Here is a 24,255-nt window from a genome sequence, read left to right on the forward strand (position 1 = left end):
GGCCATCTGGCCGGGCATTCTTTCTTGTTGCCGTCTCTTGTCGCCGCCGGCGATTACGCCTGCAGGCTTTTCACCCCGACGTCGCCCTCGGCCTGCGCCTTGATCGCCAGCGCTGCGGCGTGGCTGCCGGCGGCGGTGGTGAAATAGGGGATCTTGTCATAGAGCGCGACCGAGCGGATGCCCTTGGAATCCTCGACCGCCTGCGCCCCCTCGGTGGTGTTCATCACCAGCTGGATCTCGCCATCCTTCATCATGTCGACGATGTCCGGGCGCCCCTCATAGACCTTGTTGACCACGTCGCAGGCCACGTCGTGCCCGGCCAGCCAGCCTTGCGTGCCGCGGGTGGCGACGATGGTAAAGCCGAGATCGACCAGTGTCCGCGCGGCCTCAAGCATCAGCGGGGTCTTGTCAGCGTCCTTGATCGAGACAAAGGCACGGCCCGCGCGCGGCAGCGCCATCCCTGCGCCCATCTGCGCCTTGAGGAAGGCGCGCGGGAAATCGCGGTCCCAGCCCATCACCTCGCCGGTGGACCGCATCTCGGGGCCGAGGATGGTGTCGACCCCGGGGAAGCGGGCAAAGGGCAGCACCGCCTCCTTGACCGAGAACCATGGCATCATCGGGTCGGCCAGCGTCATCGGGTCGGCCAGCGGCAGTGCGGTGTCGTAATCGGCGTCCCGCTGATAGGGCGCGCGCTGCGGGAAATCGGCCAGCTTCTCGCCGGCCATGATCCGCGCGGCGATCGAGGCGATCGCTGAATCCGTGGCCTTGGCGACGAAGGGCACCGTGCGGCTGGCGCGCGGGTTCACCTCGATCAGGTAGATATCGCCATCCTTGATCGCGAACTGGATGTTCATCAGCCCGACCACGTTCAACGCCTTTGCCAGCGCGTGGGTCTGGGTCTTGACCTCGTCGATCAGCTCGGCCGAGAGCGAGTAGGGCGGCAGCGAACAGGCGCTGTCGCCGGAATGAACGCCGGCCTCCTCGATGTGCTGCATGATGCCCGCCACATGCACGTCGGTGCCGTCGCAGAGCGCGTCCACGTCCAGTTCCACCGCGCCGGAGAGGTAGCTGTCCAGAAGCACCGGGCTGTCGCCCGAGACCACCACCGCCTCGTTGATGTAGCGTTTCAGCTGGTCCATGTCGCGCACGATCTCCATCGCGCGCCCGCCCAGCACGTAGGAGGGGCGGATCACCAGCGGAAAGCCGATCTCTTCGGCGATCTCGAGCGCCTGCGCGTCGGTCGAGGCGATGCCGTTGTGCGGCTGTTTCAGGCCCAGCTTGTTGACCAGGTCCTGGAACCGTTCGCGGTCTTCGGCCAGGTCGATGGCGTCGGGGGTGGTGCCGAGGATCGGGATGCCCTCTTGCTGCAGGGCGTTGGCCAGTTTCAGGGGAGTCTGGCCGCCGAATTGTACGATCACCCCGTGCAGGGTTCCGTTCTGCTGTTCGACCCGCAGGATCTCCATCACGTGCTCGAAGGTGAGCGGCTCGAAATACAGCCGGTCCGAGGTGTCATAGTCGGTGCTGACGGTCTCGGGGTTGCAGTTGACCATGATGGTCTCGTAACCCGCGTCGGTCAGTGCGAAACAGGCGTGACAGCAGCAATAATCGAACTCGATCCCCTGGCCGATCCGGTTCGGGCCGCCGCCCAGGATCACCACCTTCTTGCGGTCGGAGGGGCGTGCCTCGCATTCCACCTCGCCCATCATGGGGGCCTCGTAGGTGGAATACATGTAGGGGGTCTGCGCCTCGAACTCGGCGGCGCAGGTGTCGATCCGCTTGAACACCGCGTTGATGCCCAGGTTGTGGCGGGCGCGGCGCACGTTGGCCTCGTCGCGGCCGGTAAGTGCGCCAAGCCGCGCGTCGGTGAAGCCCATCATCTTGAGCCTGCGCAGTGCGTCCTCGGTCACCGGCAGGCCGGACTTGCGCAACTCGGCCTCGGTCTCGACGATCTCGCGGATGCGAGCCAGGAACCAAGGGTCGAACATGGTGACGGCGTGGATCTCGTCGTCCGTCAGCCCGTGGCGCATGGCCTGGGCGATGGTGCGCATCCGGTCCGGGGTCTGCTGGCTGATCGCCTTGATGACGGCGGCCTTGTCGTCGCCTGCGGGCTCCCACGGGCCGACCGACACCCCCGGGATCTGCACCTCGTCAAATCCGGTGAGCCCCGATTCCATCGACGCCAGCGCCTTTTGCAGCGACTCGTGGATGGTGCGGCCGATCGCCATCGCCTCGCCTACCGATTTCATCGCGGTGGTCAGGTAGGGCTCGGAGCCGGGGAATTTCTCGAAGGCGAACTTGGGGATCTTGGTGACGACATAGTCGATGGTCGGCTCGAAGCTGGCGGGCGTCACCTTGGTGATGTCGTTGTCCAGCTCGTCCAGCGTATAGCCGACGGCGAGTTTCGCGGCGATCTTGGCGATCGGAAAGCCGGTGGCCTTGGACGCCAGCGCCGAGGAGCGCGACACCCGCGGGTTCATCTCGATCACCACCATGCGGCCGGTTTCGGGGCTGACCGCCCATTGCACGTTGGATCCGCCGGTCTCGACCCCTATCTCGCGCAGCACGGCGATGCTGTCGTTGCGCATGATCTGGTATTCCTTGTCGGTCAGCGTCAGCGCCGGCGCCACGGTGATGGAATCGCCGGTGTGCACGCCCATCGGGTCGATGTTCTCGATCGAACAGACGATGATCGCGTTGTCCGCCTTGTCGCGGACCACCTCCATCTCGTATTCCTTCCAGCCCAGCAGGCTTTCGTCGACCAGGATCTGGTTCACCGGCGAGGCATCCATGCCGGTGCGGCAGAAGTGGATGTAATCCTCGCGGTTGTAGGCGACGCCGCCGCCGGTGCCGCCCATGGTAAAGGCCGGGCGGATGATGGCGGGCAGGCCGATATCCTCGAGCGCGTCCAGCGCGATCTGGACCCCGGCCTCGAGGTCGGCTTGGCCGTTGTCCTTTTTCGGTGCGGTGACGATGGTGGCGCGCGGGTTTTCCAGCCCGATCCGGTCCATCGCCTCGCGGAACAGCTTGCGGTCCTCGGCCATCTCGATTGCGTCGCGCTTGGCGCCGATCATCTCGACCCCGAACTTGTCCAGCACGCCCATCTCTTCCAGTGCCAGCGAGGTGTTCAGCCCGGTTTGCCCGCCCATGGTGGGCAGCAACGCGTCCGGGCGTTCCTTTTCGATGATCTTGGCGACCACCTCGGGGGTGATCGGTTCGATATAGGTGGCGTCGGCCAGGCCCGGATCGGTCATGATCGTCGCCGGGTTCGAGTTGACCAGAATCACCCGGTAGCCCTCTTCGCGCAGGGCCTTGCAGGCCTGGGCGCCGGAGTAATCGAACTCGCAGGCCTGGCCGATCACGATGGGGCCGGCCCCGATGATCATGATCGACTGGATATCGGTTCTTTTGGGCATGGCCTGTTCCTTCGATCTGGTCGTGGTCCGATGAGTCGCGACCGGCGGCGGGGCGCGCTCAAATTGACCCGCTTTATAGGGATGGAAAGGAAAGGTGCAAGGGGGGCCGGCGGCGGGCCGAGCCGTGTGGCGGCCTGCCTCATGCGCAAAAGAAAATCCCCCCGCCGGGGCAGGGGGATCAGATCGTGTCGCTTCGGCTTACGCCAGGCCGAAGGAGAAGTCGGAGGCGTCGATGTCGACGACTTTCGTGTTCAGAACCTTGGCGAAATTGACGCCATCGAGGTCCAGAATCACGTCGCTGCCCTTCTTGGTGACACCGATGTCGGCAAAGCTCTCTGAACCGTCGCCGAGGATTTGGAAGGTGTCGGACCCGTCAACATAGTCCTTGACGATATCGTTCACGCCCATGGTGCTGACCTTGAACTGGAACACGTCGTCGCCGTTGCCGCCGAACAAGGTGTCCTTGCCAAGACCTCCATCCAAGATGTCCTTGCCGTTTTCGCCATACATCTTGTCTTTGCCTCTGCCGCCAAGCAGTTCGTCCGCGCCCCGACCGGCAGAGATCTTGTCGTTACCAGCTCGGCCAGCGATCATGTTGTCGGCGGCGTTGCCTTCGATGATATCGCGGAAATCGGTTCCGATGGCGTTCTCGATCAGGGTTTCGGTGGCCTCGCTGATGCCGGTCGTGATCGATTCGATGATGTCCGAACTGTCGGAGCTGAGGTCAACCACGGCGCCGAAACCGAAAGTATCGACAATGTCCTGATAGGCCTCGGTGATCGAGGTGCCAAAATCGGACACGGCAAAGATCGGGACGATCCCGGCAGTGAGCAGCGCGTCCTTGACTTGCGCAATGGTCGGATAGTCCTCGCCGGTGCCGTCATTGCCAGGGCCGTCGAGAACGTCGTCGCCGTCGTTCGGGGTCCCCGGGTTGTCGCCGGCATAGTGGGGCACGGCATCGGTGGCGAGCACGACGACCTTGGTCGCATCGGAAGACCAGCCGACTTCTGCTGTCCGCAGCGCCACCTGCAACAGGCTGGTCAGCTGCGATTCGGGGCCGTCGTTCCCGCTGCCCAGAGTCACCTCGTCCAGCGCGGTCTTGAAGGCGTCAAAATCCGAGGTCAGCGCCAACTCGGTCTTGTATTCGTAGTCCGAGGTGCTGCCGAAGGGCGAGGTCGGCTTGTCGATGAAGGTGACCAGACCCAGTTCAACATCGGTCGCCAGCCCGGAAATCGCGGTGACCAGGTCATCGGCCAAGCCGCGCACGGTCGTGATGTCGTCGCTGAACGAGCCGGACATATCCTCGTTCAGCACCACTTGCAGCCCCCGCTCACCGTCGTCGGTCACACCGGTCAGTTCGATGGTGCGGTCATCGACATGCGAAATGCCGCCGGCATTCATGTCGATGGTGGCGCCGGTGATGCCGCCGTTGAAATTGAGCGTATCGTTTTTCCCGGCGGTGTCGGTGATGACCACGTGGTCGCCGGCAAACCCGTTGACGACGAAATGGTCGCTGCCGTCACCGCCAAAGACGGTGTCATCGCCTGCGGTCAGGTCGAACACGTCGTTCCCGGCCCCGCCCAAAAGCAGGTCGTCGCCGATGCCGCCGACAAGAACGTCGCGCCCGTCGCCACCCTCGAGGATGTCATCGCCGGTCTGGCCAAGCAGGATGTCATCGCCGCTGAGGCCGATGAGTTGATCGTTGAAAAGCGATCCGCCCAGGACGTCATTGACACCGTCTTCACCCAAATAAACTTTCATAGATATTCTCCCATTCAAAAAAGACTGATAAAGGCCACACCCCCTCCCGGAGTGATGGCGGAACAAGATATTACAACGCATTACAGCGCTTCAACTGTGATCGAACTTTTGGCGGGTTGTCAACTCATTCCGTAAGTGGAATATAATATGTGAATCCCGCACATGTTTAGGTGGCCCGCCGGGGTGGCGGCGAGCCTCATTCAGGCGCGCGGTGCTATTCCGCCGCCTCGTGAAGGCCGGCAGACGTCCGACCGGTATAGAGGTAGTCCCGCGTCAGCGGAGCAGCATCGCAGCGATGCCCGAGTTGGAACTGGAACACCACCTGCTGCTCTTCCTCGAAGGTCATGTAGCAAGCGATCAGGTAGTAGCGCCACATCCGGACGAACCGTTCGTCGTAGCTTTGGTGCACGGTGTCGAGGTTGGCGTCGAACCGCTTCAGCCAATGCCGCAGTGTCATCGCGTAGTGAAGCCGCATCACCTCGATATCCAGCGACCACAGGCCGGACCGTTCCACCGCCGGGGTGAGTTGCGACAGGGTGGGGATGTAGCCGCCGGGAAAGATGTACTTGGTGATCCATTCCGCCTGTGCACCCGGCGGGGCAAGGTTGCCGATGGTGTGGATCAGCGCGAGGCCGTCGCGGTCGAGCAGGTTTGCCACTTGGTCGAAATAGGCGCCGTAAAACGGCACGCCGACATGTTCCAGCATGCCGACCGAGACGATCCTGTCGAAGGTCTCGCTGATGTCACGATAGTCCTGCAGGCGAAACTCGGCGTTGCGCTCCAGCCCGGCCTCGGCGGCGCGGTGGCGGGCGGTCGCCAACTGGTTCTCGGACAGGGTCACGCCGGTGACCCGGGCGCCGAAATCGCGCGCCAGCGTCAGCGCCATGCCACCCCAGCCGCAGCCGATGTCCAGCACCCGCATGCCCGGCTCGATCCGCAGCTTGGCCGCGATATGCGCCTTTTTCGCGTGCTGCGCCGCCTCCAGGCTCATCGCCGGATCGGTGAAATAGGCGCAGCTGTATTGCATGTCCTCGTCCAGAAACAGCCGGTACAGGTCGTCGGACAGGTCATAGTGATGTGCCACGTTCTTGCGCGCCAACCCCGGCGTGTTGCGCCGCAGCCAACTTTGCGCGCCGAAGCGCAACCCGTTGTAAACCCGCGCCCAGAGCGGCAGGTCGTCGCGCCGCGCGTTGCGCAGCAGAACCCGCAGCAACCCCTCGACGTCGTCGCCCTCGATCTGCAGCGTGCCCTCCATGTAGGATTCGCCCAGGGCCAGCTCGGGGTTCAGGCAAAACGCCCTGAGCGTCGCGTCCTCGGTCAGGCGCACCGCCGCGCTCGGCTCGGCCTGGGTGCCATAGCGTTCGGTCCGGCCATCAGGGTAGGTGACCTGCAATTGGCCGGTCTGGATCAGTCGGGTCAGCATCCGATCGAAAATGTTGGTCCACATGGACATACCTCCGGCTCTCCGGTTCGCTGTTTCCTTGCTTCGCGAGAACGTTACACCAGCTTTTTTCATTTCCCAATACCGTTGCAAATCCGGCCGCGTTCCCTGTTGCTCCCTTGACATCCGGGGCCGGGCGCGGTGTATCGGCGCGACATTCATGATCGCCCAGACCGCCCGAAGGATCGCCCTGATGCACGCCTATCGCAGCCATACCTGCGCAGACCTAACCGCCGCCGACGTCGGCCAGGCCGTCCGCCTGTCCGGCTGGGTTCACCGGATCCGCGACCACGGCGGCATCCTGTTCGTCGACCTGCGCGACCATTACGGCATCACGCAGGTGCTCTGCGATCCCGACAGCCCGGCGTTCTCCGAGATCGAGAAACTGCGCAGCGAATGGTGCGTGCGCATCGACGGAGAGGTGAAGGCGCGCGCGCCCGAGCTGGTCAACGCCAAGATCCCCACCGGCGAGATCGAGGTCTTTGTCCGCGACATGGAAGTGCTGGGCCAGGCCGGCGAGCTGCCGCTGATCGTGTTCGGCGACCAGGAATACCCCGAGGAAACCCGCCTGCGCTATCGCTACCTCGACCTGCGCCGCGAGGTGATGCAGCGCAACATGACCCTGCGCAGCGACGTGGTGGCCAGCATCCGTCGCCGCATGTGGGATCAGAAGTTCCGGGAATACCAGACCCCGATCATCACCGCCTCGTCGCCCGAGGGCGCGCGCGACTTCCTGGTGCCGTCGCGGCTGCATCCGGGCAAGTTCTATGCGCTGCCGCAGGCGCCCCAGCAGTTCAAGCAGCTGATCATGGTCAGCGGTTTCGACAAGTATTTCCAGGTCGCGCCCTGTTTCCGCGACGAGGACCCGCGCGCCGACCGCTCGCCCACCGATTTCTACCAGCTCGACCTCGAGATGAGCTTTGTCACCCAGCAGGATGTGTTCGACACCATCCAGCCGGTGCTGGAGGGCGTGTTCGAGGAGTTCGGCGGCGGCAAGACGGTCGACAAGCACTGGCCGCAGATTTCGTACAAAGAGGCCGCGCTCTGGTACGGAACCGACAAGCCCGACCTGCGCAACCCGATCAAGATGCAGGACGTCTCCGAACATTTCCGCGGCTCGGGCTTTGCCATCTTTGCCAAGCTGCTGGAGCAGGACGGCACCGAAATCCGCGCGATCCCGGCCAAGGGCGGCGGCAGCCGCAAGTTCTGCGACCGGATGAATTCCTATGCCCAGAAAGAGGGTCTGCCGGGGATGGGGTACATCTTCTGGCGCGACGGCGAGAACGGCATGGAGGCGGCCGGTCCGCTGGCCAAGAACATCGGGCCGGAGCGGACCGAGGCGATCCGTGCCCAGCTGGGCCTGGGCAAGGGCGACGCCGCCTTTTTCCTCGGCGGCAAGCCGGCAAGCTTCGAGGCTGTCGCAGGCCGCGCCCGCAACGTCATCGGCGAGGAGCTGAACCTGACCGACAAGGAGCGGTTCGCCTTTTGCTGGGTGGTCGATTTCCCGATGTACGAAAAGGACGAGGAAACCGGCAAGATCGATTTCAGCCACAACCCCTTCTCGATGCCGCAGGGCGGGATGGAGGCGCTGCAGGGCGATCCGCTGGAGGTGCTGGGGTATCAATACGACCTGGCCTGCAACGGTTATGAGCTGGTCTCGGGCGCGATCCGGAACCACCAGCCCGAGATCATGTTCAAGGCCTTCGAACTGGCTGGTTACGGCGAGGACGAGGTGCGCAAGCGGTTCGGCGGCATGGTCAACGCGTTCCAGTACGGCGCACCGCCGCACGGGGGCTGCGCCGCAGGCATCGACCGCATCGTGATGTTGCTGGCCGAAGAGGCCAACATCCGCGAGGTCATCATGTTCCCGATGAACCAGCGCGCCGAAGACCTTATGATGAACGCCCCCAGTGAGCCGACCAGCGACCAGTTGATGGACCTGGGCCTGCGTGTGATCCCGCGCGAGGACTGAGGCTTCGGGCGGACCTCCGCCGAGCGATGAAAAAACCGACCTGACGCGGCCCCTTCGACTAGGAACCGGGCCGCGTTGCGGTTTAAGCTGCCCGCGTGAGGCAAACTGATCCGCGTGGGTTCCAGCCGTGAGCTTTTCTTCCGACCATGCCGAAATCCGATTTGGCTGCGGGCTGTCGCCGCAGGTCGCGCCCGCCCCCTCGCTCGAGGCAATGCTGGCCGGTCTGGACGGACCCGACCGGATGGCCGCCCGTTTTCCGATGGTCTCTCATCGGGATTATTGGCAGCGGCGCGCGCAATGGCTGGAGCTGAGGAAACAGCGGCGCAAGGCCAGCGGCGCCCGGGCCGATGAACTGGCCGATCAGGCAATGAACATGAGCCGGGGCTTTCGCGCCGACCTGCTGCGCGGTCTGGGCCAGACCGTGCTGCGCTGGAGCGAAACCCAAAGCGGTTTCCGCGAGCGTCTGGCGCTGTTCTGGGCCGATCACTTTACCACCGTCGGAAAGAGCGGCCCGCAGCGCAGCGCGGTGTCGATCTATGTCGACGCGGCGATCCGGCCCAACCTGTCGGGACGGTTCGGGGATCTGCTGGTCGCGGCGGTGACTCACCCGATGATGCTGACCTATCTCGATCAGCGGGTCTCGGTCGGGCCGCAAAGCGCCTTTGCCCGCCGCAAGGGCAAGTCCCGCGGGCTGAACGAGAACCTCGCGCGCGAGGTGCTGGAGCTGCACACGCTGGGAGTCGACGGCCCCTATGGCCAAGCGGACGTGCGCCAACTGGCCGAGCTGTTCACTGGCCTCACCATCGGTCGGACCGGAACAAGGGAATTTCGCCCTGGCTGGGCCGAGCCGGGCGAAGAGGTGGTCCTCGGGCGACGCTATGGCGGCAACCCGGCGCGGCTGGAGGCGGTGCAGCAGGCGCTGCACGACCTGGCGGTCCATCCGGCGACGGCCGATCACATCGCGCGCAAGCTGGCGGTGCATTTTGTCTCGGACGCGCCTGATCCGGGGCTGGTGGCGCATATGGCGGCGCGGTTCCTGGCCACCGGGGGCGATCTGCGGGCGGTCTATGCCGCGATGCTGGAACATCCGGCGGCCTGGGATGACGGACCTGGCAACGTCAAGCCGCCGTTCGATTTCATTGCCTCGGCCTGTCGGGCGCTGGCGGTGGCACCTGAGCGGATCGAGACCGCGAAGGAAAGTCAGGTGAACCGGCTGATCCTGCAACCGATCCGGGCGATGGGGCAGTTCTGGCAGCGTCCGACCGGCCCGGATGGCTGGCCCGAGGCGGATGCCGCCTGGATCACGCCGCAGGGGCTCTCGGCGCGGCTGCGCTGGGCGATGGCGGTGCCGCGCCGGCTGCTGGCCGATCTGCCGGACCCGCGCGCCTTTGTCGATACAGCGCTGGGCGCGGCGGCGCCCGAGCCGGTGCGCTTTGCCGCGCGGGCCGCCGAAACCCGGGCCGAGGCGGTGGGGCTGGTGCTCGCCGCGCCGGCCTTTCAGCGCCGATAGGGGGCCATGATGACCAAGGACCTTTCCCGCCGTGCCTTTCTTGCCCGCAGCGCCGTGCTGGGGTGCTCGGCGGCGGCCAGCCCGCTCTGGACGCCGGTCAGCTTTGCCGCCGCTCCCTGGGATACGCGGCTGGTGGTGATCATCCTGCGCGGCGGCATGGACGGGCTCGACGTGGTGCAGCCCCGTGGCGCGCCGGAATACGCCGCCCTGCGCGGGGCGCTGGCGGGGCAGGGCGGGGTCGACCTTGACGGGTTCTTCGGGCTGCACCCGGCGCTGTCGCCGCTGATGCCGCTCTGGGCGCGGGGCGAGTTGGGGTTCGTGCACGCGGTCTCGACCCCCTATCGTGACAAGCGCAGCCATTTCGACGGGCAGGACCTGCTCGAGGCCGGCACCGGCGATCTTGCCGGGGCGCGCGACGGCTGGCTCAACCGGATGCTGCAACTGGTCCCGGGCGTCGAGGCGCAGACCGCCTTTGCGCTGGGTCATGGCGAGATGAAGGTGCTGGCCGGCGCCGCCCCGGTGGCCGACTGGTCGCCCGAGGCCGAACTCACGATGAGCCCGCAGGCGGTCCGGCTGGCGGAACTGGTGATGCAGGACGACCCGCTGTTCCACCCGGCGCTGGCCGAGGCGCTGATGCTGTCGGGCGGGGCGGCGATGGAGGGCGGCAACGGGGCGATGGCGCCGCCGCGCGCCGGCGGCGGTGGCATGGTGCCGGTGGCCGAGTTCGCCGCCGAGCAGTTGCGCGGCGATGCGCGGCTGGTCTCCTTCTCGGTCAACGGCTGGGACACCCATCGCAACCAATCGCGCACACTGCGCCCGGCGCTGGGCCAGCTGGCCGAGACCGTGACCACCCTGCACGACGGGCTGGGCCCCGAGGTCTGGGGCAAGACCGCGATCCTTGCGATGACCGAGTTCGGCCGCACCGTGCGCGTCAACGGCACCGGCGGCACCGACCACGGCACCGGCGGGGTGATGATGCTGGCCGGCGGCGCCCTGCGCGGCGGCCAGGTGCACGGGCGCTGGCCGGGTCTGGACGAGGCCGCGCTCTATGACCGGCGCGACCTGATGCCGACCGGCGATGTGCGCGCCGCCGCCGCTTGGGTGCTGCGCGGGGTGGCCGGGCTGGATCGCGCCGGGCTCGAGGGCCGGGTGTTCCCGGGCCTCGACATGGGCGACGACCCGCGCCTGTTGCGATGACCCGGCCGGTGACATCATGACCGATCCGAACCCCACCCGCCCGCTCGGTCCGCCTGTCGCGGGCTGGACCCCGCCGCCGATGCCCTCGGGCGTGGTCCTGGAGGGGCGCTACGCCCGGCTTGAACCGCTCTCGGCCGAGGCGCATGCAGCTCTGTTGTTCCGGGCCTATGCCGGGCATGAGGCCCTGTGGGATTACATGGCCTTTGGTCCGTTCCGCGCGGCGGCGCAGTATCACCGCTGGGTGCGCGACACGGTGGAGGACCCGGACACCCTGTTCTATGCGATCCGCGACCTGGCCAGCGACACCTGTGGCGGGGTGGCCAGCTTTCTGCGGATCAAGCCGCAGATGGGGGTGATCGAGGTGGGCAACATCGCCCTCGCACCGGCGTTGCAGCGTACCCGTGCGGCGACCGAGGCGATGGTGCTGATGATGGGCTGGGCCTTTGATGCGGGTTATCGCCGCTACGAATGGAAATGCGATGCGCTCAACCGTCCCTCGCGCGCGGCGGCACAGCGGCTCGGGTTCAGCTACGAGGGGGTGTTCCGGCAGCACATGGTGATCAAGGGGCGCAACCGCGACACCGCCTGGTTTGCCGTGACCGACCGGGACTGGCCGGCCCTGCGCGAGGCGTTCTCCGCCTGGCTGGACCCGGCGAATTTCGATGCCGACGGGCGCCAGCGGGAGCGTCTGGGCGATCTCACCCGGCTGGTGCGGGTCAGCTCCGATCCGACGCTCTGAGCCGTGGGCTCAGATCGGCGGCGCCTCGCACAGCCGCTGTTGGACCAGCCCGGCGAGCCGCGCCGTGGGCGAGGTCAGCGGCGCCCCTTGCGCCCGTGCCTGCGCCAGTCCGGCAGCGGCCTCGGCCAGGGCGGTGTCCTGGGCGCTGCGGGCCACCCCGCGCAGGAACTGGGCGACATAGTCCAGCACCTTGCCCTCGTGGCCGTCGCTCAGCATGTCGGCGATATGGGCCATGTCGTCGCGATAGGCCAGCGGATCGGGGTGGATGATCTCTTCCTCCGCGCACTCCGTGTTCTCCGGCCGCAGCTCGGCGGGCAGAAGGGCGAGGATCTCCGACTGGAACCGCGCCAGAGAGGCGACCGGCTTGCCCAGGAACCCGTCGGCGCCGGCGGCGATCGCGATATCCTCACCAATGGGGTCGCCAGAGAGGGCCAGGATCGCACCGATCCGAGGGAACCGACCGGCGGCCTCCTCGATCAGGTCGAGGCCGGTGCCGTCGGGCAGGCCCAGGTCGACGATGAGCACCGAGGGGCGATAGGCCTGCAGGTGATGGCGGGCCGATTTCAGGCAATCGGCACGGCGGATCCGCGCGCCGCTGCGCAGGCACATCAGCCGCAGCGCCTCGGCCGCATAGGCGCTGTCCTCGACCATCAGGACGGTCAGCCCCAGAAGCGGTCGGGCCCGGGGGCCGGGCAGATGCTTCAGGGCGAAGGCATCGCGGTCTTCCATTTCCGGCATGGCTGGGGCTCTCCCTTTGCGGTGCAGGCAGGGTAGGCCGGACTTGACTAACGCGCGGTTAACGCGGCCCGGCGCCGCGCCCACTTGCCCTTGCGCGGTCAAACGCCCATAACCCGGGCAACACCATTCCAGCCGCGAGGAGAGCCACCATGATCGGCCGCCTGAACCATGTTGCCATCGCCGTTCCCGATCTCGAGGCGGCGGCGGACCAGTACCGCAACGCGCTGGGCGCCAAGGTCGGCGATCCGCAGGACGAGCCCGACCACGGCGTCACCGTCGTGTTCATCGAACTGCCCAACACCAAGATCGAGCTGCTCTATCCGCTGGGCGAGAACAGCCCGATCCAGGGCTTCCTCGACAAGAACCCCTCGGGCGGCATCCACCATGTCTGCTACGAGGTCGAGGATATCCTCGCCGCGCGCGACCACCTCAAGGCCACCGGCGCCCGCGTGCTGGGCAGTGGAGAACCCAAGATCGGCGCCCATGGCAAGCCGGTGCTGTTCCTGCACCCCAAGGATTTCAACGGCTGCCTGGTAGAGCTGGAACAGGTCTGAGCTAGGTCAACGGGCAGGCCCCCGCGCCGGGGGCGCCCACATCCGGAGGTTTCCCATGTCGATCGTATCCGCAATGGTGCTCTACGCCGTGGTCTGGTTCATGACCTTTTTCATCGCGATCCCGATCCGGCTGAAGACGCAAGGCGACATGGGCGATGTGGTCGAGGGCACCCATGCCGGCGCCCCGGAGCATCATTACCTTAAGAAAAAGGCTTGGATCACCACCGGCGTGGCCACTGTGCTCTGGGCGGTGATCTGCGGTATCATTCTGTCCGGCTGGATCTCGGTCGACTCCTTGGACTGGACCAAGAGCCTGCCGCCGGTGAACTGAGCGGGCGGACCGAGGCGCGCCGGCTCAGCGCCGCGCCTCCAGCCGGTGATAGATATGGGTGAAGGTGGCCGCCCCGAGGATCGGGATCACCAGGTTCAGCAGCGGCACCGACAGCGGGATCGCCATCAGCGTCCCGGCCAGCCAGATCGTCCCCAGATGCTTCGCCCGCAGCTCCTTGGCGCCCTTGCGTCCCAGCCGCCGCATCGCCGCGAGGGTGAAATATTCCCGCCCCAGCAGGAACCCGTTGAGCGCCCAGAAGATGAACACCGAGGCCATCGGCAAAAGCGCGTAGAGGATGAAGGCCAGCAGGTTGGCGGCGACGAGGACACCGAGGAAATTCACGGTGTCGCGCAGCGCGTCCCAGAACGGCACCGAGGGTACCGGCGGAAGCTGCGGGTAATGGCGATCCTCCACTGCCTTGGCGACCTCGTCGAGGAACATCGAGGTGATCGCCGAGGCGACCGGGATCATCAGGAAGAACGACAGCACGATCATGAAGATGAAGGACGACAGGCTGAGCAGATCGTTCAGCCAGCGCACCTCGCCCAGGATCGGCAGGGTGGCCTCGGGTCCGACGAAGACCTCGATCAGCACCAGGAACCCGGCATAGGCCGCGACCAGCAGCGCAAAGGTCAGCCCGATGCCCAGGAACAACACGCGCCGGAACCGCGGGTCGCCGATCTGAGACAGGGCGAGCAGAAAGGATTTCAGGATCACCGGCTCACCCATTCGGTGATGGCGTCCAGGTCCGGGCGGGGTCGTTCCGGCGGGGCGGTGGTTTCGGTGCCGATATGGATCAGCCCTGCCACCCGCTCATGCGGGGCCAGCCCCAGCCCGGTCTCGCAGAACGTCCGGTCGTGCGAGACGCGGCCACTCAGCCAATTGGCGCCCCAGCCCGAGGCCAGCGCGGCATTGAGCAGCGCCAGGCAGACCGCGCCGGCGGAATAGCTTTGCTCGATGGCGGGGATCTTGTCCGAGGGCTTCTGCACCTCGATGACCGCCACCGCCAGCACCCCCTGGTCGAACTGGGCGCGGGCCTTGGCGATGTCGCTCTCGTCCAGCTCCAGCGCGCGGGCCCGGGCCTCGGCCAGATCGGCCAGGCGCGGCATCGCGCCGGCCTCGATCACGACAAAGCGCCAGGGCTCCAGCTTGCCATGATCGGGGCTGCGCGCGGCGGCCTGCAACAGCGGTTGCAGCGCCTCGCGGGTGGGGGCCGGGGCGCGCAGGGTCTTGGCTGGGCGTGACCGGCGGCTCAGCAGGAAGTCCAGCGCGGCGGGATTGGGATCGGGCATATGTGAAACCTGTTTACATTCGTCCCTCCCAATCTCAGGGCGGGGGAGGCGAGTTTCAAGGGGAAAACCGCGCAAAGGGGGCGGCGGGCCAGACCGCGCGGCCATGAGTTCTGGCCGCGGCATGCCGCCTCTGGCCTTCGCCCCGGTGGCGGCGCTATAGAAAGTCATGGCAAAACCAAAGATCCGCGACCTGCCCGACCTATCGGACCTGGCCCGGCCAGGCACCGAGATATCCCTGCGTGTCACCCCCAAGGCGGCGCGCAACAGCCTGACGCGCGATGGCGACACCCTGCGCGCCACCGTCACCGTGGTACCCGAGAACGGCAAGGCCAACGGCGCGGTGCAGGCGCTGCTGGCTGCGGCAATGAAGGTCGCGCCCTCGCGCCTCGAACTGCGCCGGGGCCAGACCGCGCGCGACAAGGTGTTCGTTTTCCTCGGATGAGTCTGTCGGGCTAGGCGTCGCCGTCCGGGCCGTCTGCCGAGTCCGGGTCATCCGCGTTTACCATCCGCAACTGGTACACCCCTTCGGGCAGGTCCAGCGCGGCGGCAAGATCGCGCAATTGCTCCGGCGACAGGGTGATCTTTTGCAGCCGGTCGGTGCGCGGATCGAGTTGCTCGACCGTCACGCATTCGGCGAAGGCGTTGATCGTCACGTCCTCCTGCAACGGGACCTCGCCCTCGTCCACGAGGGTGATCACGGTGGCGTCGAATTCGTGCTCGATGGTAAACATGGGGGAACTGTGCCGCCGCGCGGCGATCTTTGCAAGCCGGTTCGCACGGATCTTGGGCGGGGCTGGCGGGCGGGCGCCGCTGTGGTAATGTCTGCGCCGAACGATCCGGAAAAAGGCCCGCGCGATGCGCCGCTTCTCCCTGTTGATGATCCTGCTTGTCGCGGCCGGCTGCGATGTGGCCCCGCCGCCCTCCGACGCGGTGCTGGAGGCCCGGCGTACCTTTGGCGCCGTGGTGGCGGCGGTCGAGCCCGTGGCCGAGGAGGTCTGCCAGAGCCAGACCAGCGGGGTGAACTGCGATTTCCTGATCCAGGTCGACCCCAATCCACGCGACGAGCCCAACGCCTTTCAGTCGGTCGACCGGAACGGCCGGCCGGTGATCCTGTTTACCGTGGCACTGATCGACAGCACCCGGAGCGCCGATGAGCTTGCCTTCGTGCTCAGCCACGAGACCGCGCATCACATCCTGGGCCACCTCGACCGGCAGGCGCGCAATGCCGCCGTCGGCGCCGAGATCTTCGGCGAACTCGCCACGAAGGACGGCGCCAGCCCCGCCGCAGTGGTACGTGCGCGCAGGATCGGCGCGGCGGTGGGCGCGCGCAGCTATTCCAAGAATTTCGAGCTCGAGGCCGACCAGATGGGCACCGTGATCGCCTATGGCGCCGGCTTCGATCCGTCGCGCGGGGCGGAATACTTCATCCGTCTTCCCGATCCGGGCGACCGGTTCCTCGGCACCCATCCGCCCAACGCCGAGCGGATCCGTGTGGTGCGCGAGACGGTGCGGATGTTGCAGGCGTCGGGGGCCCAGCCGTCGGGGGGGCAGGGATGAGAGAGGCGGACCTGACCCGCCTAGGTGTGATACTCAGCGACCGCGGATCGCGCTATGCGGTCAGCGGCGCGCCGGTGCGCAGCCGGGCCGAGATCGACGCACAACTCGCGGCGCTGAAGTCCGATCGCAGCTATGCCAAGGCAACCCACAACACTTGGGCGGCGCGGCTGTCGGCCACCGGCGCGCTCAAGGCCGATGATGGCGAATCCGGCGCCGGCATGGTGATCCTGCGGATGCTCGAGCGGGCCGGGTTGGAGGATCACCTTGTGATCGTCACCCGCTGGTACGGTGGCAAGAAACTGGGCGGCGACCGGTTTCGCCGGGTGCAGGATGCGGTCCGGGCCTATCTCGATCAAACCGGCCTTTCGGACGGTTGACCTGCATCAAGGGGGCAAGCGGCCCGTTTTGCTAAGCTTCGGGGACAGGTCACTGCCCCGAGGGTTTGAAAGATGCAAAACCGCGACACGCTTAAACGTCACGCCGCCTTGGTGGACCGGATGGCCACGGTTCTGGGCATCGACCTGGAGGAGGCGGCGCTCGCCGGGCGGCTGAGGATCGACGAGATCGCCGATGCCGTCCTGCGCTGCACCGGCTGTTCCGGTGACGGGCGCTGTGCCGAGGGTCCGGGCGCGTCGGTCGGGGCCGTGGTGGCCCCGGCGTATTGCGAGAACCGCGAGATGTTCGCGCGGCTGGTGGTGACGCAGACCCCGAGAAAAGAAGGGAGATCGGCATGAGCGTAGTTCTGGGACAGGTCATGAAACACGTGCGGCTGATCTCCCGGATGGCCAAGGCCACGGAGACCGATCTGGTCGCCGCCCACGAGGCCGGAGTGTTGAGCCAGGATGAATGGGCCGAGATGGTCCAGACCTGCCGCAGATGCGAATGGGCAGGGGCGTGCGAGGGCTGGCTGGACGCGCATGACACCGCGCCCTGCGCCCCGGAGACCTGCCTGAACCGAGCACGGTTCGCCGCCCTGCGGCAGCGTTGTGCCCCGGACGAAAAAAAATTCGGAGGGAGGGATATCAGATGCGCGACGGACTGAGAACCAGTGGGACCGACACGCTGGACCGCCATTTCTGGCTGACCCGGTCGGTGGCGCGGGTTACCGGTGTCAACCTGTCCAATGCAATGAGCGCGGGTGTGCTTCACCTGGACGATTACGTCGACATGGTCGAGCGTTGCCAGGGCTGCGCCTTTCGCAGCCTGTGCGAGTCCTGGTTGGCGCAACAGGCCGACTGGCCCGCCGCGCCGCCAAGCTTTTGCGCCCATGGAGAAATCCTGAAGACGTTGCGGCGCGATCAGACGCCGCATTGAGCCGAAAGGCGCAAGGGAATTTCCGGATGTCCCGGGTTACAGCTTGGAGTGCGTCCCGTCGCAAAGCGGCGGATTTGATGTCGCCTTGCAGCCGCAAAAGAACACCTTACCATCGGTCTCTGCGGTGTATTTCACCGGCGTGAACGAAGTGCCCTTGTGGCTGCCATCGCAGAACGGCTGCGTCGCGCTGCGCCCGCAGGCGCACCAGAAGTAATTCTTTCCGGCCTCGACCTCGACCGGGTAGGGGGCTTTCTGGGCGATCTTCGGCGTTTCGGTCATCACGGACTCCTGCTTTCGGTGGTTGCGACAACGCTGCCCGCTTCGCCCTCCGGGGTCAATGCGCGTCCGCCCCTCCGCCCGATGGCGGCGCGGAGCGCAGACCGGAGAGGTGGCAAGGGTGGAGCAGCGAAAAAACCCGGATTGTTCGGAAATGTAAATTACTGGCGTGTTGATGTGGGTAAATGGCCGGATTACTTTCGCAAAATCCTGCCCCATAGGTCATAGTCGCTGGCCTCTTCGACTTCGACAGTGACCAGGTCGCCCGGGGTCAGCCCGGCGAAATCCTCGTCGATGAACAGGTTTCCGTCGATCTCGGGCGCGTCGGATTTGGTCCGGCAGGTGGCCGCCTCATCGTCGACCTCGTCGACGATCACCTCGCAGGTGGTGCCGACCCGCGCCGCGAGCTTTGCTGCCGAGATCTGTTGCGCCTTTTGCATGAAGCGCTCCCAGCGCTCCTGCTTGACCTCCTCCGGAACATGGTCGGGCAGGTCGTTCGACCGCGCGCCGGCGACGTTTTCGTATTGAAAACAACCCACTCGGTCGAGTTTCGCCTCGTCCATCCAGTCCAGAAGGGTCTGGAACTCGGCTTCGGTCTCGCCGGGATAGCCGACGATGAAGGTCGAGCGCAGGGTGATATCGGGGCAGATCGCACGCCAGGCGGCGATCTCGTCCAGCGTTCTTGCCGCCGCCGCCGGGCGGGCCATGCGCTTCAGCGTGTCCGGGTGGGCGTGCTGGAACGGGATGTCGAGATAGGGCAGCACGCCGTTGTCCGGATCGGCCATCAGCGGGATCAACTCGCGCACATGGGGATAGGGATAGACGTAATGCAGCCGCACCCAGGCGCCCAGCTGGCCCAGTTCGCGGCTGAGATCGGTGATATGGCTGCGCACCTCATGATTTTTCCACAGGTGAGAGTCATACTTTCGGTCCAGCCCGTAAGCACTTGTATCTTGTGAAATAACCAGCAGTTCCTTCACCCCGGCCTCGACCAGTTTCTCGGCCTCGCGCAGCACCGCGTGCACCGGGCGCGAGGCCAGCCGCCCGCGCATGTCGGGAATGATGCAGAACTTGCACCTGTGGTTGCAGCCCTCCGAGATCTTCAGATAGCTGAAATGGCGCGGCGTCAGGCTCACCCCAGCCGCTGGCAACAGGTCGACAAAGGGGTCGGGATCGGGCGGCACCGCGCCATGCACCGCGTCCAGCACCTGTTCGTATTGATGCGGCCCGGTCACCGCCAGGATGCGCGGGTGATGTTCGCGGATATACTCCGGCTCGGCCCCGAGGCAGCCGGTCACTATCACCTTGCCGTTCTCGCGCAGCGCCTCGCCGATCGCCTCGAGCGATTCCGCCTTGGCACTGTCGAGAAAGCCGCAGGTGTTCACGATCACCGCGTCGGCCCCGGCATAGTCCGGCGACACGCCATAGCCCTCGGCGCGCAGCCGGGTCAGGATGCGTTCGCTGTCCACCAGCGCCTTGGGACAGCCCAGCGATACCATGCCGATGGTGGGCTGGCCGGCACGGGGGCGGTCGGCCATGCGGGGCCTGGGGGCGAGGTCGGGGCGCAGATCGGGCGGGTTTGAGGTCATTGCGCGCATATAAAGGCCTCTGCGCCCGCTGCAAAGGGGCAAAGCCGCCCCAGACCCGATTGCACCCGGCGGCGCAGGGGCTAAGCTGGGGCAAAACCGATCGAGTAAATGGGTAAAGGGGTAGGGCGATGAGATGGGTCTTTCGCATCATCGGGGTAATTTTCGTGGCAGCGGCGGTGGCGGTGGCGGGGATCCTGTTCCTGCCGTCACAGCGCATCGCCAGCATTGCCGCTGACCAGATCGAGGCACGCACCGGTCGCGCGGTCACCTTCGAGGGCGGCGTCAGCGTTTCGGTCTGGCCGGTGCTGGGGGCCGAGACCGGCCCGGTCACCCTTGCCAATGCCGATTGGGCCGGCAAGGACCCGATGCTGCGCGCCGAAAGCCTGTCGATCGGGGTCGATACCCGCGCGCTCCTGACCGGCACCGTCCGGGTCACCCGCATCGTCGCGCAATCGCCGGAGCTGATGCTGGAGACCCGCGCCGACGGGCTGGGCAACTGGGTCTTTGGCGAGGCCACGCCTGATGCGGCTGCCGATACCGCCGGGGAAGGCACCGCGCCCCCGGCCACGCTGGAGCGGCTGGAACTCTCCGGCGCGCGCCTGCGCTATTCCGACGCCGGCGCGGCGCCGGTGGCGCTGGGCCCGCTCGACCTGGTGCTGGACTGGCCGCAGGGGCAGGCCGCCGCCGATATCCAGGCGCGGCTGGCCCATGGCGGCATGGCCATCGACCTGACCGCGCGGATCGCCGCGATGGAGGAGATGCTGGCCGGCAAGGTGGTGCCGCTGACCGCCTCGGCCCGGCTGGGCGCGGCGGCGCTGACCTTTGAAGGGCGGGCCAGCATCGCCGGCGCGGCCGCCGGGCAGATCGAGGCCGACAGCCCCGACACCGGCGCGCTGATGACGGCGCTGGGCCTTGGCAAGGTGGACCTGCCGCAAGGGCTGGGCCGCGCGGCCCAGCTGTCGGCCCAGGCCACCTATACCGCCGACGGGCGGCTGGCGCTGCGCGACCTCGTGGCGGTGCTGGACCAGAACCGCATCACCGGGGCGGCGGACATTGATCTTGCGGGCAAACCAAAGGTGGTGGCCGAACTCGCGGCCGGGGCGCTCGACCTCTCGGCGCTGGGCGGGGCAGGGGGCGATAGCGCCGACTCCGGAGCCGCTGACGGTGGTGAGGGCTGGTCGACCAGCCCGATCGATGCCAGCGCGCTGGGCCTTGCCGATGCCTCGGTCACGCTGCAGGCCGACAGCATTGACACTGGCGTCACGCAACTGGGCGCGACCCGGATCAAGCTGGCGCTGGAGCAGGCGCGCGCCGTGCTCACCCTGTCCCCGGCCACCGCCTTTGGCGGCAGCCTCAGCGGCCAGCTTGTCGCCAATGGGCGCAAGGGATTTTCCGTGCGCGGCGACCTCAAGGCCAAGGGCATCGAGATGAAGACGCTGCTCACCGACCTGGCGGGGATCGACCGGTTCTCCGGCGCCGCCGAGGCCGAGCTTGCGTTTCTCGGCTCTGGCGCCTCGGTGGACGCGATCATGCGCTCGCTGAGCGGAGAGGGCCGGATCGATGTGGGGCGGGGGGTGATCTCGGGGATCGACCTCGACAAGCTGTTCCGCTCCGGCGCCGTCACCGGCGGCACGACCGTGTTCGACAGCCTCACCGGCAGTTACACCATCAGCGGCGGCAACCTGCAGAACGACGATCTGAAATTGCAGCTGTCCAGTTTCCGGGTGGACGGGGCCGGACGCATCGGCCTTGGCGCGCGCGATCTGGACTACCTCGTCACCCCGGTGGCTTTTGAAAGCGACGACAGCACCGGGTTGCAGGTGCCGGTCCGCGTCACCGGGTCCTGGTCCAGCCCGCGCATCCGCCCCGACCTGGACGCCGCCACCAAGGCCCGGCTGGAAGAGGAAAAGGACAAGCTGGAAGAGAAGGCCAAGGAGGCGCTGCAGGACAAGCTGAACCTGACGATCGAGGACGGCCAGAGCACCGAAGAGGCGATCAAGGACCGGATCGAGGACGAGGCCGCCAAGCAGTTGAAAAAGCTCTTCGGCAACAACTGAGAAGGCATCCGGCGTTCGCCTGCGGCGCCGGTGGTCTTTCACGGGGAAAAGCACGGGAAAAAGGCGGCGGACCCGCCCCTTCTTCTCTTTTCAAATACTCAAATTGCCGCGCGGGGGCCGGGCGCGCCGATCAACATTCGGGCGCCCGGCCGGCAGGATCAGATCCGCTGGTCGTAATCGCCGACCGAGGGCTCAGAGCGGATCACCGTGTCGATATCGGTGAAGATGGCGCGCATCTCGTCCTCGCTCTGGGCGCTTTCGCAGACCACGACGAGGTTCGGGGTGTTGGAGCTTGCCCGCACCAGCCCCCAGGAGCCGTTGTCTAGGATCACCCGCGCGCCGTTCACCGTCACCACCTCCTTGATGGCGCGGCCGGCGACGGTCTCGCCCGCCTCGGCCTTGGCGACCAGTTTCTGCACCAGCCGCTCCAGCACCTCGTATTTCTCGGTGTCGGCGCAATAGGGCGACATCGTCGGGGTCGACCAGGTTTTCGGCAGCGCCTTGCGCAGGTCCGACATCGACTTGTCGGGGTTGCGCTCCATCAGCTTGCAGATCTCCACTGCCACCCGCATACCGCAGTCATAACCGCGCCCGATCGGCTCGGCGAGGAAGTAGTGGCCGGATTTCTCGAAGCCCGCCAGTGCGCCGATTTCCTTGACGCGGCGCTTCATGTGGGAATGCCCGGTCTTCCAGTAGTCGGCCTTGACGCCGTGCTTGAGCAACTCGGGGTCCGAGGCATAAAGGCCGGTGGATTTCACATCCGCGACAAAGGTGGAATTGGGGTAAATCTTGGCCAGGTCGCGCGCCATGATCACGCCCACCTTGTCGGCAAAGATCTCCTCGCCCTCGTCATCGACCACGCCGCAGCGGTCGCCATCGCCGTCGAACCCCAGCGCGAGGTCGGCGCCCGACGCCAGCAGGGTCTCGGCCATGTCATGCAGCATGTGCATGTCTTCGGGGTTCGGGTTGTAGTTCGGAAAGGTATAGTCGAGGTCATTGTGGCTGGGCACCACCTCGACGCCGATCCGCTCGAACAGGGCGGGGGCGATCTCGCTCGCGGTGCCGTTGCCGGTGGCGCAGACGACCTTGAGCTTGCGGGTCATCTTGAAATCGCCGACGAGGTCGTCGAGGTAGGCCTCTTTCACCCCTTCGACGAACTCGTAGCCGCCGCCGGGCGCCTGCGCGCCATGGCCCGACAGCACGATCTCTTTCAACTCGCCCATCTCGTCCGGGCCATGGGTCAGGGGCCGGTCGAACCCCATCTTGACCCCGGTCCAGCCATTCGGGTTGTGGCTGGCGGTGACCATGGCCACGGCGGGCACGTCGAGGTGGAACTGGGCAAAATAGGCCATCGGCGACAGCGCCGGGCCGATGTCCTTGACATGGATCCCTGCCTGCATCAGCCCCAGCATCAGCGCGTTCTTGATCGCCAGCGAATAGTCGCGGTAGTCGTTGCCGACCGCGATCTCGGGCTTGATGCCGCGTCGGCGCATCTGGGTGCCGAGGCCAAGGCCCAGCGCGGTCACGCCGGGCAGGTTGATTTCATCGGGGTATTTCCACCGCGCGTCGTATTCGCGGAACCCGGTGGGCTTGATCATCGGCAGTTTCAGGAAATCCCAGGTATTGGGCGTCACCTCGTACAGTGGGCGCGTCATGCAAACTTGTCCTCAGTTACAAATGTCAGATTTCAATCGGGTCGGCCTTGGCCAAGGCGTCAAAGCGCATCAGCGTGTCGATCAGCGCGGGCATCTGGTCCAGCGGGATCATGTTCGGCCCGTCCGAGGGGGCGGAATCTGGATCCTCGTGGGTTTCGATGAAGACCGCCGCGACCCCCAGTGCCACCGCCGCACGGGCCATCACCGGGGCAAATTCGCGTTGCCCCCCGGACGAGCCGCCGCGCCCACCCGGTTGCTGCACCGAATGGGTGGCGTCCATCACGACCGGATAGCCGGTCTGCGCCATCTGCGGCAGCGCGCGCATGTCGGCCACCAGCGTGTTGTAGCCGAACGACGTGCCGCGCTCGGTCAAAAGGATGCGGGTGTTGCCGGTGCTCTCGATCTTGGCCACCACGTTGGCCATGTCCCAGGGCGCAAGGAACTGGCCCTTTTTCACGTTCACCACTGCCCCGGTTTCTCCGGCGGCAAGCAAGAGGTCGGTCTGCCGGCAAAGGAAGGCAGGGATCTGCAGGATGTCCACCGCCTGCGCCACGGGCGCGCATTGCGCCTCGCTGTGCACGTCGGTCAGCACCGGAACCCCGATCGCGCGGCGCAGCTCGTCCAGGACCTTCAGCCCGGCGTCGATGCCAAGCCCGCGCTTGCCCGAGAGAGAGGTGCGGTTGGCCTTGTCGTAGGAGGCCTTGAACACGTATTGCGCCCCGGCGGCCGCGCAGGCCTCTTTCATCCGGCCGGCGATCATCTGGGCGTGATCGCCGCTTTCCAGTTGGCAGGGGCCCGCGATCACGGTCAGCGGCCGGTCATTCCCGATCGTCAGACCGGCGACTTCTACATGTTTCAT

24 protein-coding genes are annotated in these 24,255 nt (G+C 66.5%); 13 read left to right on the plus strand and 11 right to left on the minus strand.

Annotated features, from left to right (window positions below; genetic code table 11):
- Positions 1-53: 53 nt before the first annotated feature.
- The 3 genes from carB to ABWV23_RS03160 form a co-directional block, all read right to left on the minus strand.
- Complete coding sequence (gene carB / locus ABWV23_RS03150) at positions 54-3,413, minus strand: carbamoyl-phosphate synthase large subunit (RefSeq protein ID WP_353344836.1); 3,360 nt, start codon at positions 3,411-3,413, stop codon at positions 54-56.
- Between the two features lie 198 nt (positions 3,414-3,611).
- Positions 3,612-5,174 carry a hypothetical protein gene (locus ABWV23_RS03155; RefSeq protein ID WP_353344838.1) on the minus strand — a complete coding sequence of 521 codons (1,563 nt, stop codon included), beginning with the start codon at positions 5,172-5,174 and terminating at the stop codon, positions 3,612-3,614.
- 214 nt (positions 5,175-5,388) lie between these two features.
- Positions 5,389-6,621 carry a class I SAM-dependent methyltransferase gene (locus tag ABWV23_RS03160; RefSeq protein WP_353344840.1) on the minus strand — a complete coding sequence of 411 codons (1,233 nt, stop codon included), beginning with the start codon at positions 6,619-6,621 and terminating at the stop codon, positions 5,389-5,391.
- A 187-nt stretch (positions 6,622-6,808) separates the two neighbouring features.
- Between ABWV23_RS03160 and aspS the strand changes: the two genes are divergently transcribed.
- The 4 genes from aspS to ABWV23_RS03180 all read left to right on the plus strand — a co-directional run bounded on the left by aspS (position 6,809) and on the right by ABWV23_RS03180 (position 12,033).
- The gene (aspS, locus tag ABWV23_RS03165; RefSeq protein WP_353345250.1) at positions 6,809-8,587 is read left to right on the plus strand and encodes an aspartate--tRNA ligase; all 1,779 of its coding nucleotides are present in this window, start codon (positions 6,809-6,811) and stop codon (positions 8,585-8,587) included.
- Positions 8,588-8,714: 127 nt separating this feature from the next.
- On the plus strand, positions 8,715-10,097 hold the full coding sequence (locus tag ABWV23_RS03170; protein ID WP_353344842.1) for a DUF1800 domain-containing protein: 1,383 nt from the start codon (positions 8,715-8,717) through the stop codon (positions 10,095-10,097).
- Positions 10,098-10,103: 6 nt separating this feature from the next.
- Positions 10,104-11,294, plus strand: a complete 1,191-nt coding sequence (locus ABWV23_RS03175) for a DUF1501 domain-containing protein (RefSeq protein WP_502901584.1) — start codon at positions 10,104-10,106, stop codon at positions 11,292-11,294.
- A 16-nt stretch (positions 11,295-11,310) separates the two neighbouring features.
- A complete protein-coding gene (locus tag ABWV23_RS03180) occupies positions 11,311-12,033 on the plus strand; it encodes a GNAT family N-acetyltransferase (RefSeq protein ID WP_353344846.1) in 723 nt (240 codons plus the stop codon).
- Between the two features lie 9 nt (positions 12,034-12,042).
- On the opposite strand, the gene ABWV23_RS03185 is transcribed toward ABWV23_RS03180, so the two are convergent.
- Positions 12,043-12,762, minus strand: coding sequence for a response regulator (locus ABWV23_RS03185; protein ID WP_353345252.1), 720 nt, complete (start codon positions 12,760-12,762; stop codon positions 12,043-12,045).
- Between the two features lie 158 nt (positions 12,763-12,920).
- Between ABWV23_RS03185 and mce the strand changes: the two genes are divergently transcribed.
- Both mce and ABWV23_RS03195 read left to right on the plus strand, forming a co-directional pair.
- Positions 12,921-13,325 (plus strand): methylmalonyl-CoA epimerase, encoded by a 405-nt coding sequence (gene mce / locus ABWV23_RS03190; protein ID WP_353344848.1) that lies wholly within the window; start codon positions 12,921-12,923, stop codon positions 13,323-13,325.
- 55 nt (positions 13,326-13,380) lie between these two features.
- Positions 13,381-13,656, plus strand: a complete 276-nt coding sequence (locus tag ABWV23_RS03195; RefSeq protein ID WP_353344850.1) for a DUF1467 family protein — start codon at positions 13,381-13,383, stop codon at positions 13,654-13,656.
- A 24-nt stretch (positions 13,657-13,680) separates the two neighbouring features.
- Here the strand turns inward: ABWV23_RS03195 and ABWV23_RS03200 are convergent, their stop codons facing one another.
- The gene (locus ABWV23_RS03200) at positions 13,681-14,385 is read right to left on the minus strand and encodes an EI24 domain-containing protein (protein ID WP_353344852.1); all 705 of its coding nucleotides are present in this window, start codon (positions 14,383-14,385) and stop codon (positions 13,681-13,683) included.
- Positions 14,370-14,948 (minus strand): nitroreductase family protein, encoded by a 579-nt coding sequence (locus tag ABWV23_RS03205; protein WP_353344854.1) that lies wholly within the window; start codon positions 14,946-14,948, stop codon positions 14,370-14,372. The genes ABWV23_RS03200 and ABWV23_RS03205 overlap by 16 nt, the downstream gene beginning before the upstream one ends.
- A 166-nt stretch (positions 14,949-15,114) precedes the next feature.
- Between ABWV23_RS03205 and ABWV23_RS03210 the strand changes: the two genes are divergently transcribed.
- Complete coding sequence (locus ABWV23_RS03210) at positions 15,115-15,390, plus strand: DUF167 domain-containing protein (protein WP_353344856.1); 276 nt, start codon at positions 15,115-15,117, stop codon at positions 15,388-15,390.
- 10 nt (positions 15,391-15,400) lie between these two features.
- Here ABWV23_RS03210 and ABWV23_RS03215 read toward each other — a convergent pair whose 3' ends face one another.
- A complete protein-coding gene (locus ABWV23_RS03215) occupies positions 15,401-15,679 on the minus strand; it encodes a DUF8831 family protein (RefSeq protein WP_353344858.1) in 279 nt (92 codons plus the stop codon).
- A 124-nt stretch (positions 15,680-15,803) separates the two neighbouring features.
- Here ABWV23_RS03215 and ABWV23_RS03220 point away from each other — a divergent pair, with 124 nt between their 5' ends.
- The 5 genes from ABWV23_RS03220 (at position 15,804) to ABWV23_RS03240 (ending at position 17,819) form a co-directional block, all read left to right on the plus strand.
- Positions 15,804-16,505 carry a M48 family metallopeptidase gene (locus ABWV23_RS03220; RefSeq protein WP_353344860.1) on the plus strand — a complete coding sequence of 234 codons (702 nt, stop codon included), beginning with the start codon at positions 15,804-15,806 and terminating at the stop codon, positions 16,503-16,505.
- Positions 16,502-16,882, plus strand: coding sequence for a YigZ family protein (locus ABWV23_RS03225; protein WP_353344862.1), 381 nt, complete (start codon positions 16,502-16,504; stop codon positions 16,880-16,882). The genes ABWV23_RS03220 and ABWV23_RS03225 overlap by 4 nt, the downstream gene beginning before the upstream one ends.
- 72 nt (positions 16,883-16,954) lie before the next feature.
- A complete protein-coding gene (locus ABWV23_RS03230; RefSeq protein WP_353344864.1) occupies positions 16,955-17,239 on the plus strand; it encodes a DUF6455 family protein in 285 nt (94 codons plus the stop codon).
- Positions 17,236-17,547, plus strand: a complete 312-nt coding sequence (locus ABWV23_RS03235; RefSeq protein ID WP_353344866.1) for a DUF6455 family protein — start codon at positions 17,236-17,238, stop codon at positions 17,545-17,547. The genes ABWV23_RS03230 and ABWV23_RS03235 overlap by 4 nt, the downstream gene beginning before the upstream one ends.
- Positions 17,532-17,819 (plus strand): DUF6455 family protein, encoded by a 288-nt coding sequence (locus tag ABWV23_RS03240; protein WP_353344868.1) that lies wholly within the window; start codon positions 17,532-17,534, stop codon positions 17,817-17,819. Before ABWV23_RS03235 ends, ABWV23_RS03240 begins: the two co-directional genes overlap by 16 nt.
- A 36-nt stretch (positions 17,820-17,855) precedes the next feature.
- Here the strand turns inward: ABWV23_RS03240 and ABWV23_RS03245 are convergent, their stop codons facing one another.
- Together ABWV23_RS03245 and rimO are read right to left on the minus strand one after the other, a co-directional pair.
- A complete protein-coding gene (locus ABWV23_RS03245) occupies positions 17,856-18,098 on the minus strand; it encodes a CDGSH iron-sulfur domain-containing protein (RefSeq protein WP_353344870.1) in 243 nt (80 codons plus the stop codon).
- A 191-nt stretch (positions 18,099-18,289) separates the two neighbouring features.
- A complete protein-coding gene (gene rimO / locus ABWV23_RS03250) occupies positions 18,290-19,684 on the minus strand; it encodes a 30S ribosomal protein S12 methylthiotransferase RimO (protein WP_353344872.1) in 1,395 nt (464 codons plus the stop codon).
- A 128-nt stretch (positions 19,685-19,812) separates the two neighbouring features.
- Here rimO and ABWV23_RS03255 point away from each other — a divergent pair, with 128 nt between their 5' ends.
- Positions 19,813-21,741, plus strand: coding sequence for an AsmA family protein (locus ABWV23_RS03255; RefSeq protein WP_353344874.1), 1,929 nt, complete (start codon positions 19,813-19,815; stop codon positions 21,739-21,741).
- Positions 21,742-21,899: 158 nt separating this feature from the next.
- Here the strand turns inward: ABWV23_RS03255 and ABWV23_RS03260 are convergent, their stop codons facing one another.
- Positions 21,900-23,396 (minus strand): phosphomannomutase/phosphoglucomutase, encoded by a 1,497-nt coding sequence (locus ABWV23_RS03260; protein ID WP_353344876.1) that lies wholly within the window; start codon positions 23,394-23,396, stop codon positions 21,900-21,902.
- A gap of 25 nt (positions 23,397-23,421) precedes the next feature.
- Positions 23,422-24,255, minus strand: a complete 834-nt coding sequence (kdsA, locus tag ABWV23_RS03265; protein ID WP_353344878.1) for a 3-deoxy-8-phosphooctulonate synthase — start codon at positions 24,253-24,255, stop codon at positions 23,422-23,424.

Source organism: Aquicoccus sp. SU-CL01552, from assembly GCF_040365005.1.
Lineage (GTDB): Bacteria > Pseudomonadota > Alphaproteobacteria > Rhodobacterales > Rhodobacteraceae > Antarcticimicrobium.

Coding starts and splice junctions, on each gene's coding strand:
- carB (WP_353344836.1), bottom strand. CDS start 3,413: ATGCCCAAAAGAACCGATATCCAGTCGATCATGATCATCGGGGCCGGC.
- ABWV23_RS03155 (WP_353344838.1), bottom strand. CDS start 5,174: ATGAAAGTTTATTTGGGTGAAGACGGTGTCAATGACGTCCTGGGCGGA.
- ABWV23_RS03160 (WP_353344840.1), bottom strand. CDS start 6,621: ATGTGGACCAACATTTTCGATCGGATGCTGACCCGACTGATCCAGACC.
- aspS (WP_353345250.1), top strand. CDS start 6,809: ATGCACGCCTATCGCAGCCATACCTGCGCAGACCTAACCGCCGCCGAC.
- ABWV23_RS03175 (WP_502901584.1), top strand. CDS start 10,104: ATGATGACCAAGGACCTTTCCCGCCGTGCCTTTCTTGCCCGCAGCGCC.
- ABWV23_RS03180 (WP_353344846.1), top strand. CDS start 11,311: ATGACCGATCCGAACCCCACCCGCCCGCTCGGTCCGCCTGTCGCGGGC.
- ABWV23_RS03185 (WP_353345252.1), bottom strand. CDS start 12,762: ATGGAAGACCGCGATGCCTTCGCCCTGAAGCATCTGCCCGGCCCCCGG.
- mce (WP_353344848.1), top strand. CDS start 12,921: ATGATCGGCCGCCTGAACCATGTTGCCATCGCCGTTCCCGATCTCGAG.
- ABWV23_RS03195 (WP_353344850.1), top strand. CDS start 13,381: ATGTCGATCGTATCCGCAATGGTGCTCTACGCCGTGGTCTGGTTCATG.
- ABWV23_RS03200 (WP_353344852.1), bottom strand. CDS start 14,385: ATGGGTGAGCCGGTGATCCTGAAATCCTTTCTGCTCGCCCTGTCTCAG.
- ABWV23_RS03205 (WP_353344854.1), bottom strand. CDS start 14,948: ATGCCCGATCCCAATCCCGCCGCGCTGGACTTCCTGCTGAGCCGCCGG.
- ABWV23_RS03210 (WP_353344856.1), top strand. CDS start 15,115: ATGGCAAAACCAAAGATCCGCGACCTGCCCGACCTATCGGACCTGGCC.
- ABWV23_RS03215 (WP_353344858.1), bottom strand. CDS start 15,679: ATGTTTACCATCGAGCACGAATTCGACGCCACCGTGATCACCCTCGTG.
- ABWV23_RS03220 (WP_353344860.1), top strand. CDS start 15,804: ATGCGCCGCTTCTCCCTGTTGATGATCCTGCTTGTCGCGGCCGGCTGC.
- ABWV23_RS03225 (WP_353344862.1), top strand. CDS start 16,502: ATGAGAGAGGCGGACCTGACCCGCCTAGGTGTGATACTCAGCGACCGC.
- ABWV23_RS03230 (WP_353344864.1), top strand. CDS start 16,955: ATGCAAAACCGCGACACGCTTAAACGTCACGCCGCCTTGGTGGACCGG.
- ABWV23_RS03235 (WP_353344866.1), top strand. CDS start 17,236: ATGAGCGTAGTTCTGGGACAGGTCATGAAACACGTGCGGCTGATCTCC.
- ABWV23_RS03240 (WP_353344868.1), top strand. CDS start 17,532: ATGCGCGACGGACTGAGAACCAGTGGGACCGACACGCTGGACCGCCAT.
- ABWV23_RS03245 (WP_353344870.1), bottom strand. CDS start 18,098: ATGACCGAAACGCCGAAGATCGCCCAGAAAGCCCCCTACCCGGTCGAG.
- rimO (WP_353344872.1), bottom strand. CDS start 19,684: ATGACCTCAAACCCGCCCGATCTGCGCCCCGACCTCGCCCCCAGGCCC.
- ABWV23_RS03255 (WP_353344874.1), top strand. CDS start 19,813: ATGAGATGGGTCTTTCGCATCATCGGGGTAATTTTCGTGGCAGCGGCG.
- ABWV23_RS03260 (WP_353344876.1), bottom strand. CDS start 23,396: ATGACGCGCCCACTGTACGAGGTGACGCCCAATACCTGGGATTTCCTG.
- kdsA (WP_353344878.1), bottom strand. CDS start 24,255: ATGAAACATGTAGAAGTCGCCGGTCTGACGATCGGGAATGACCGGCCG.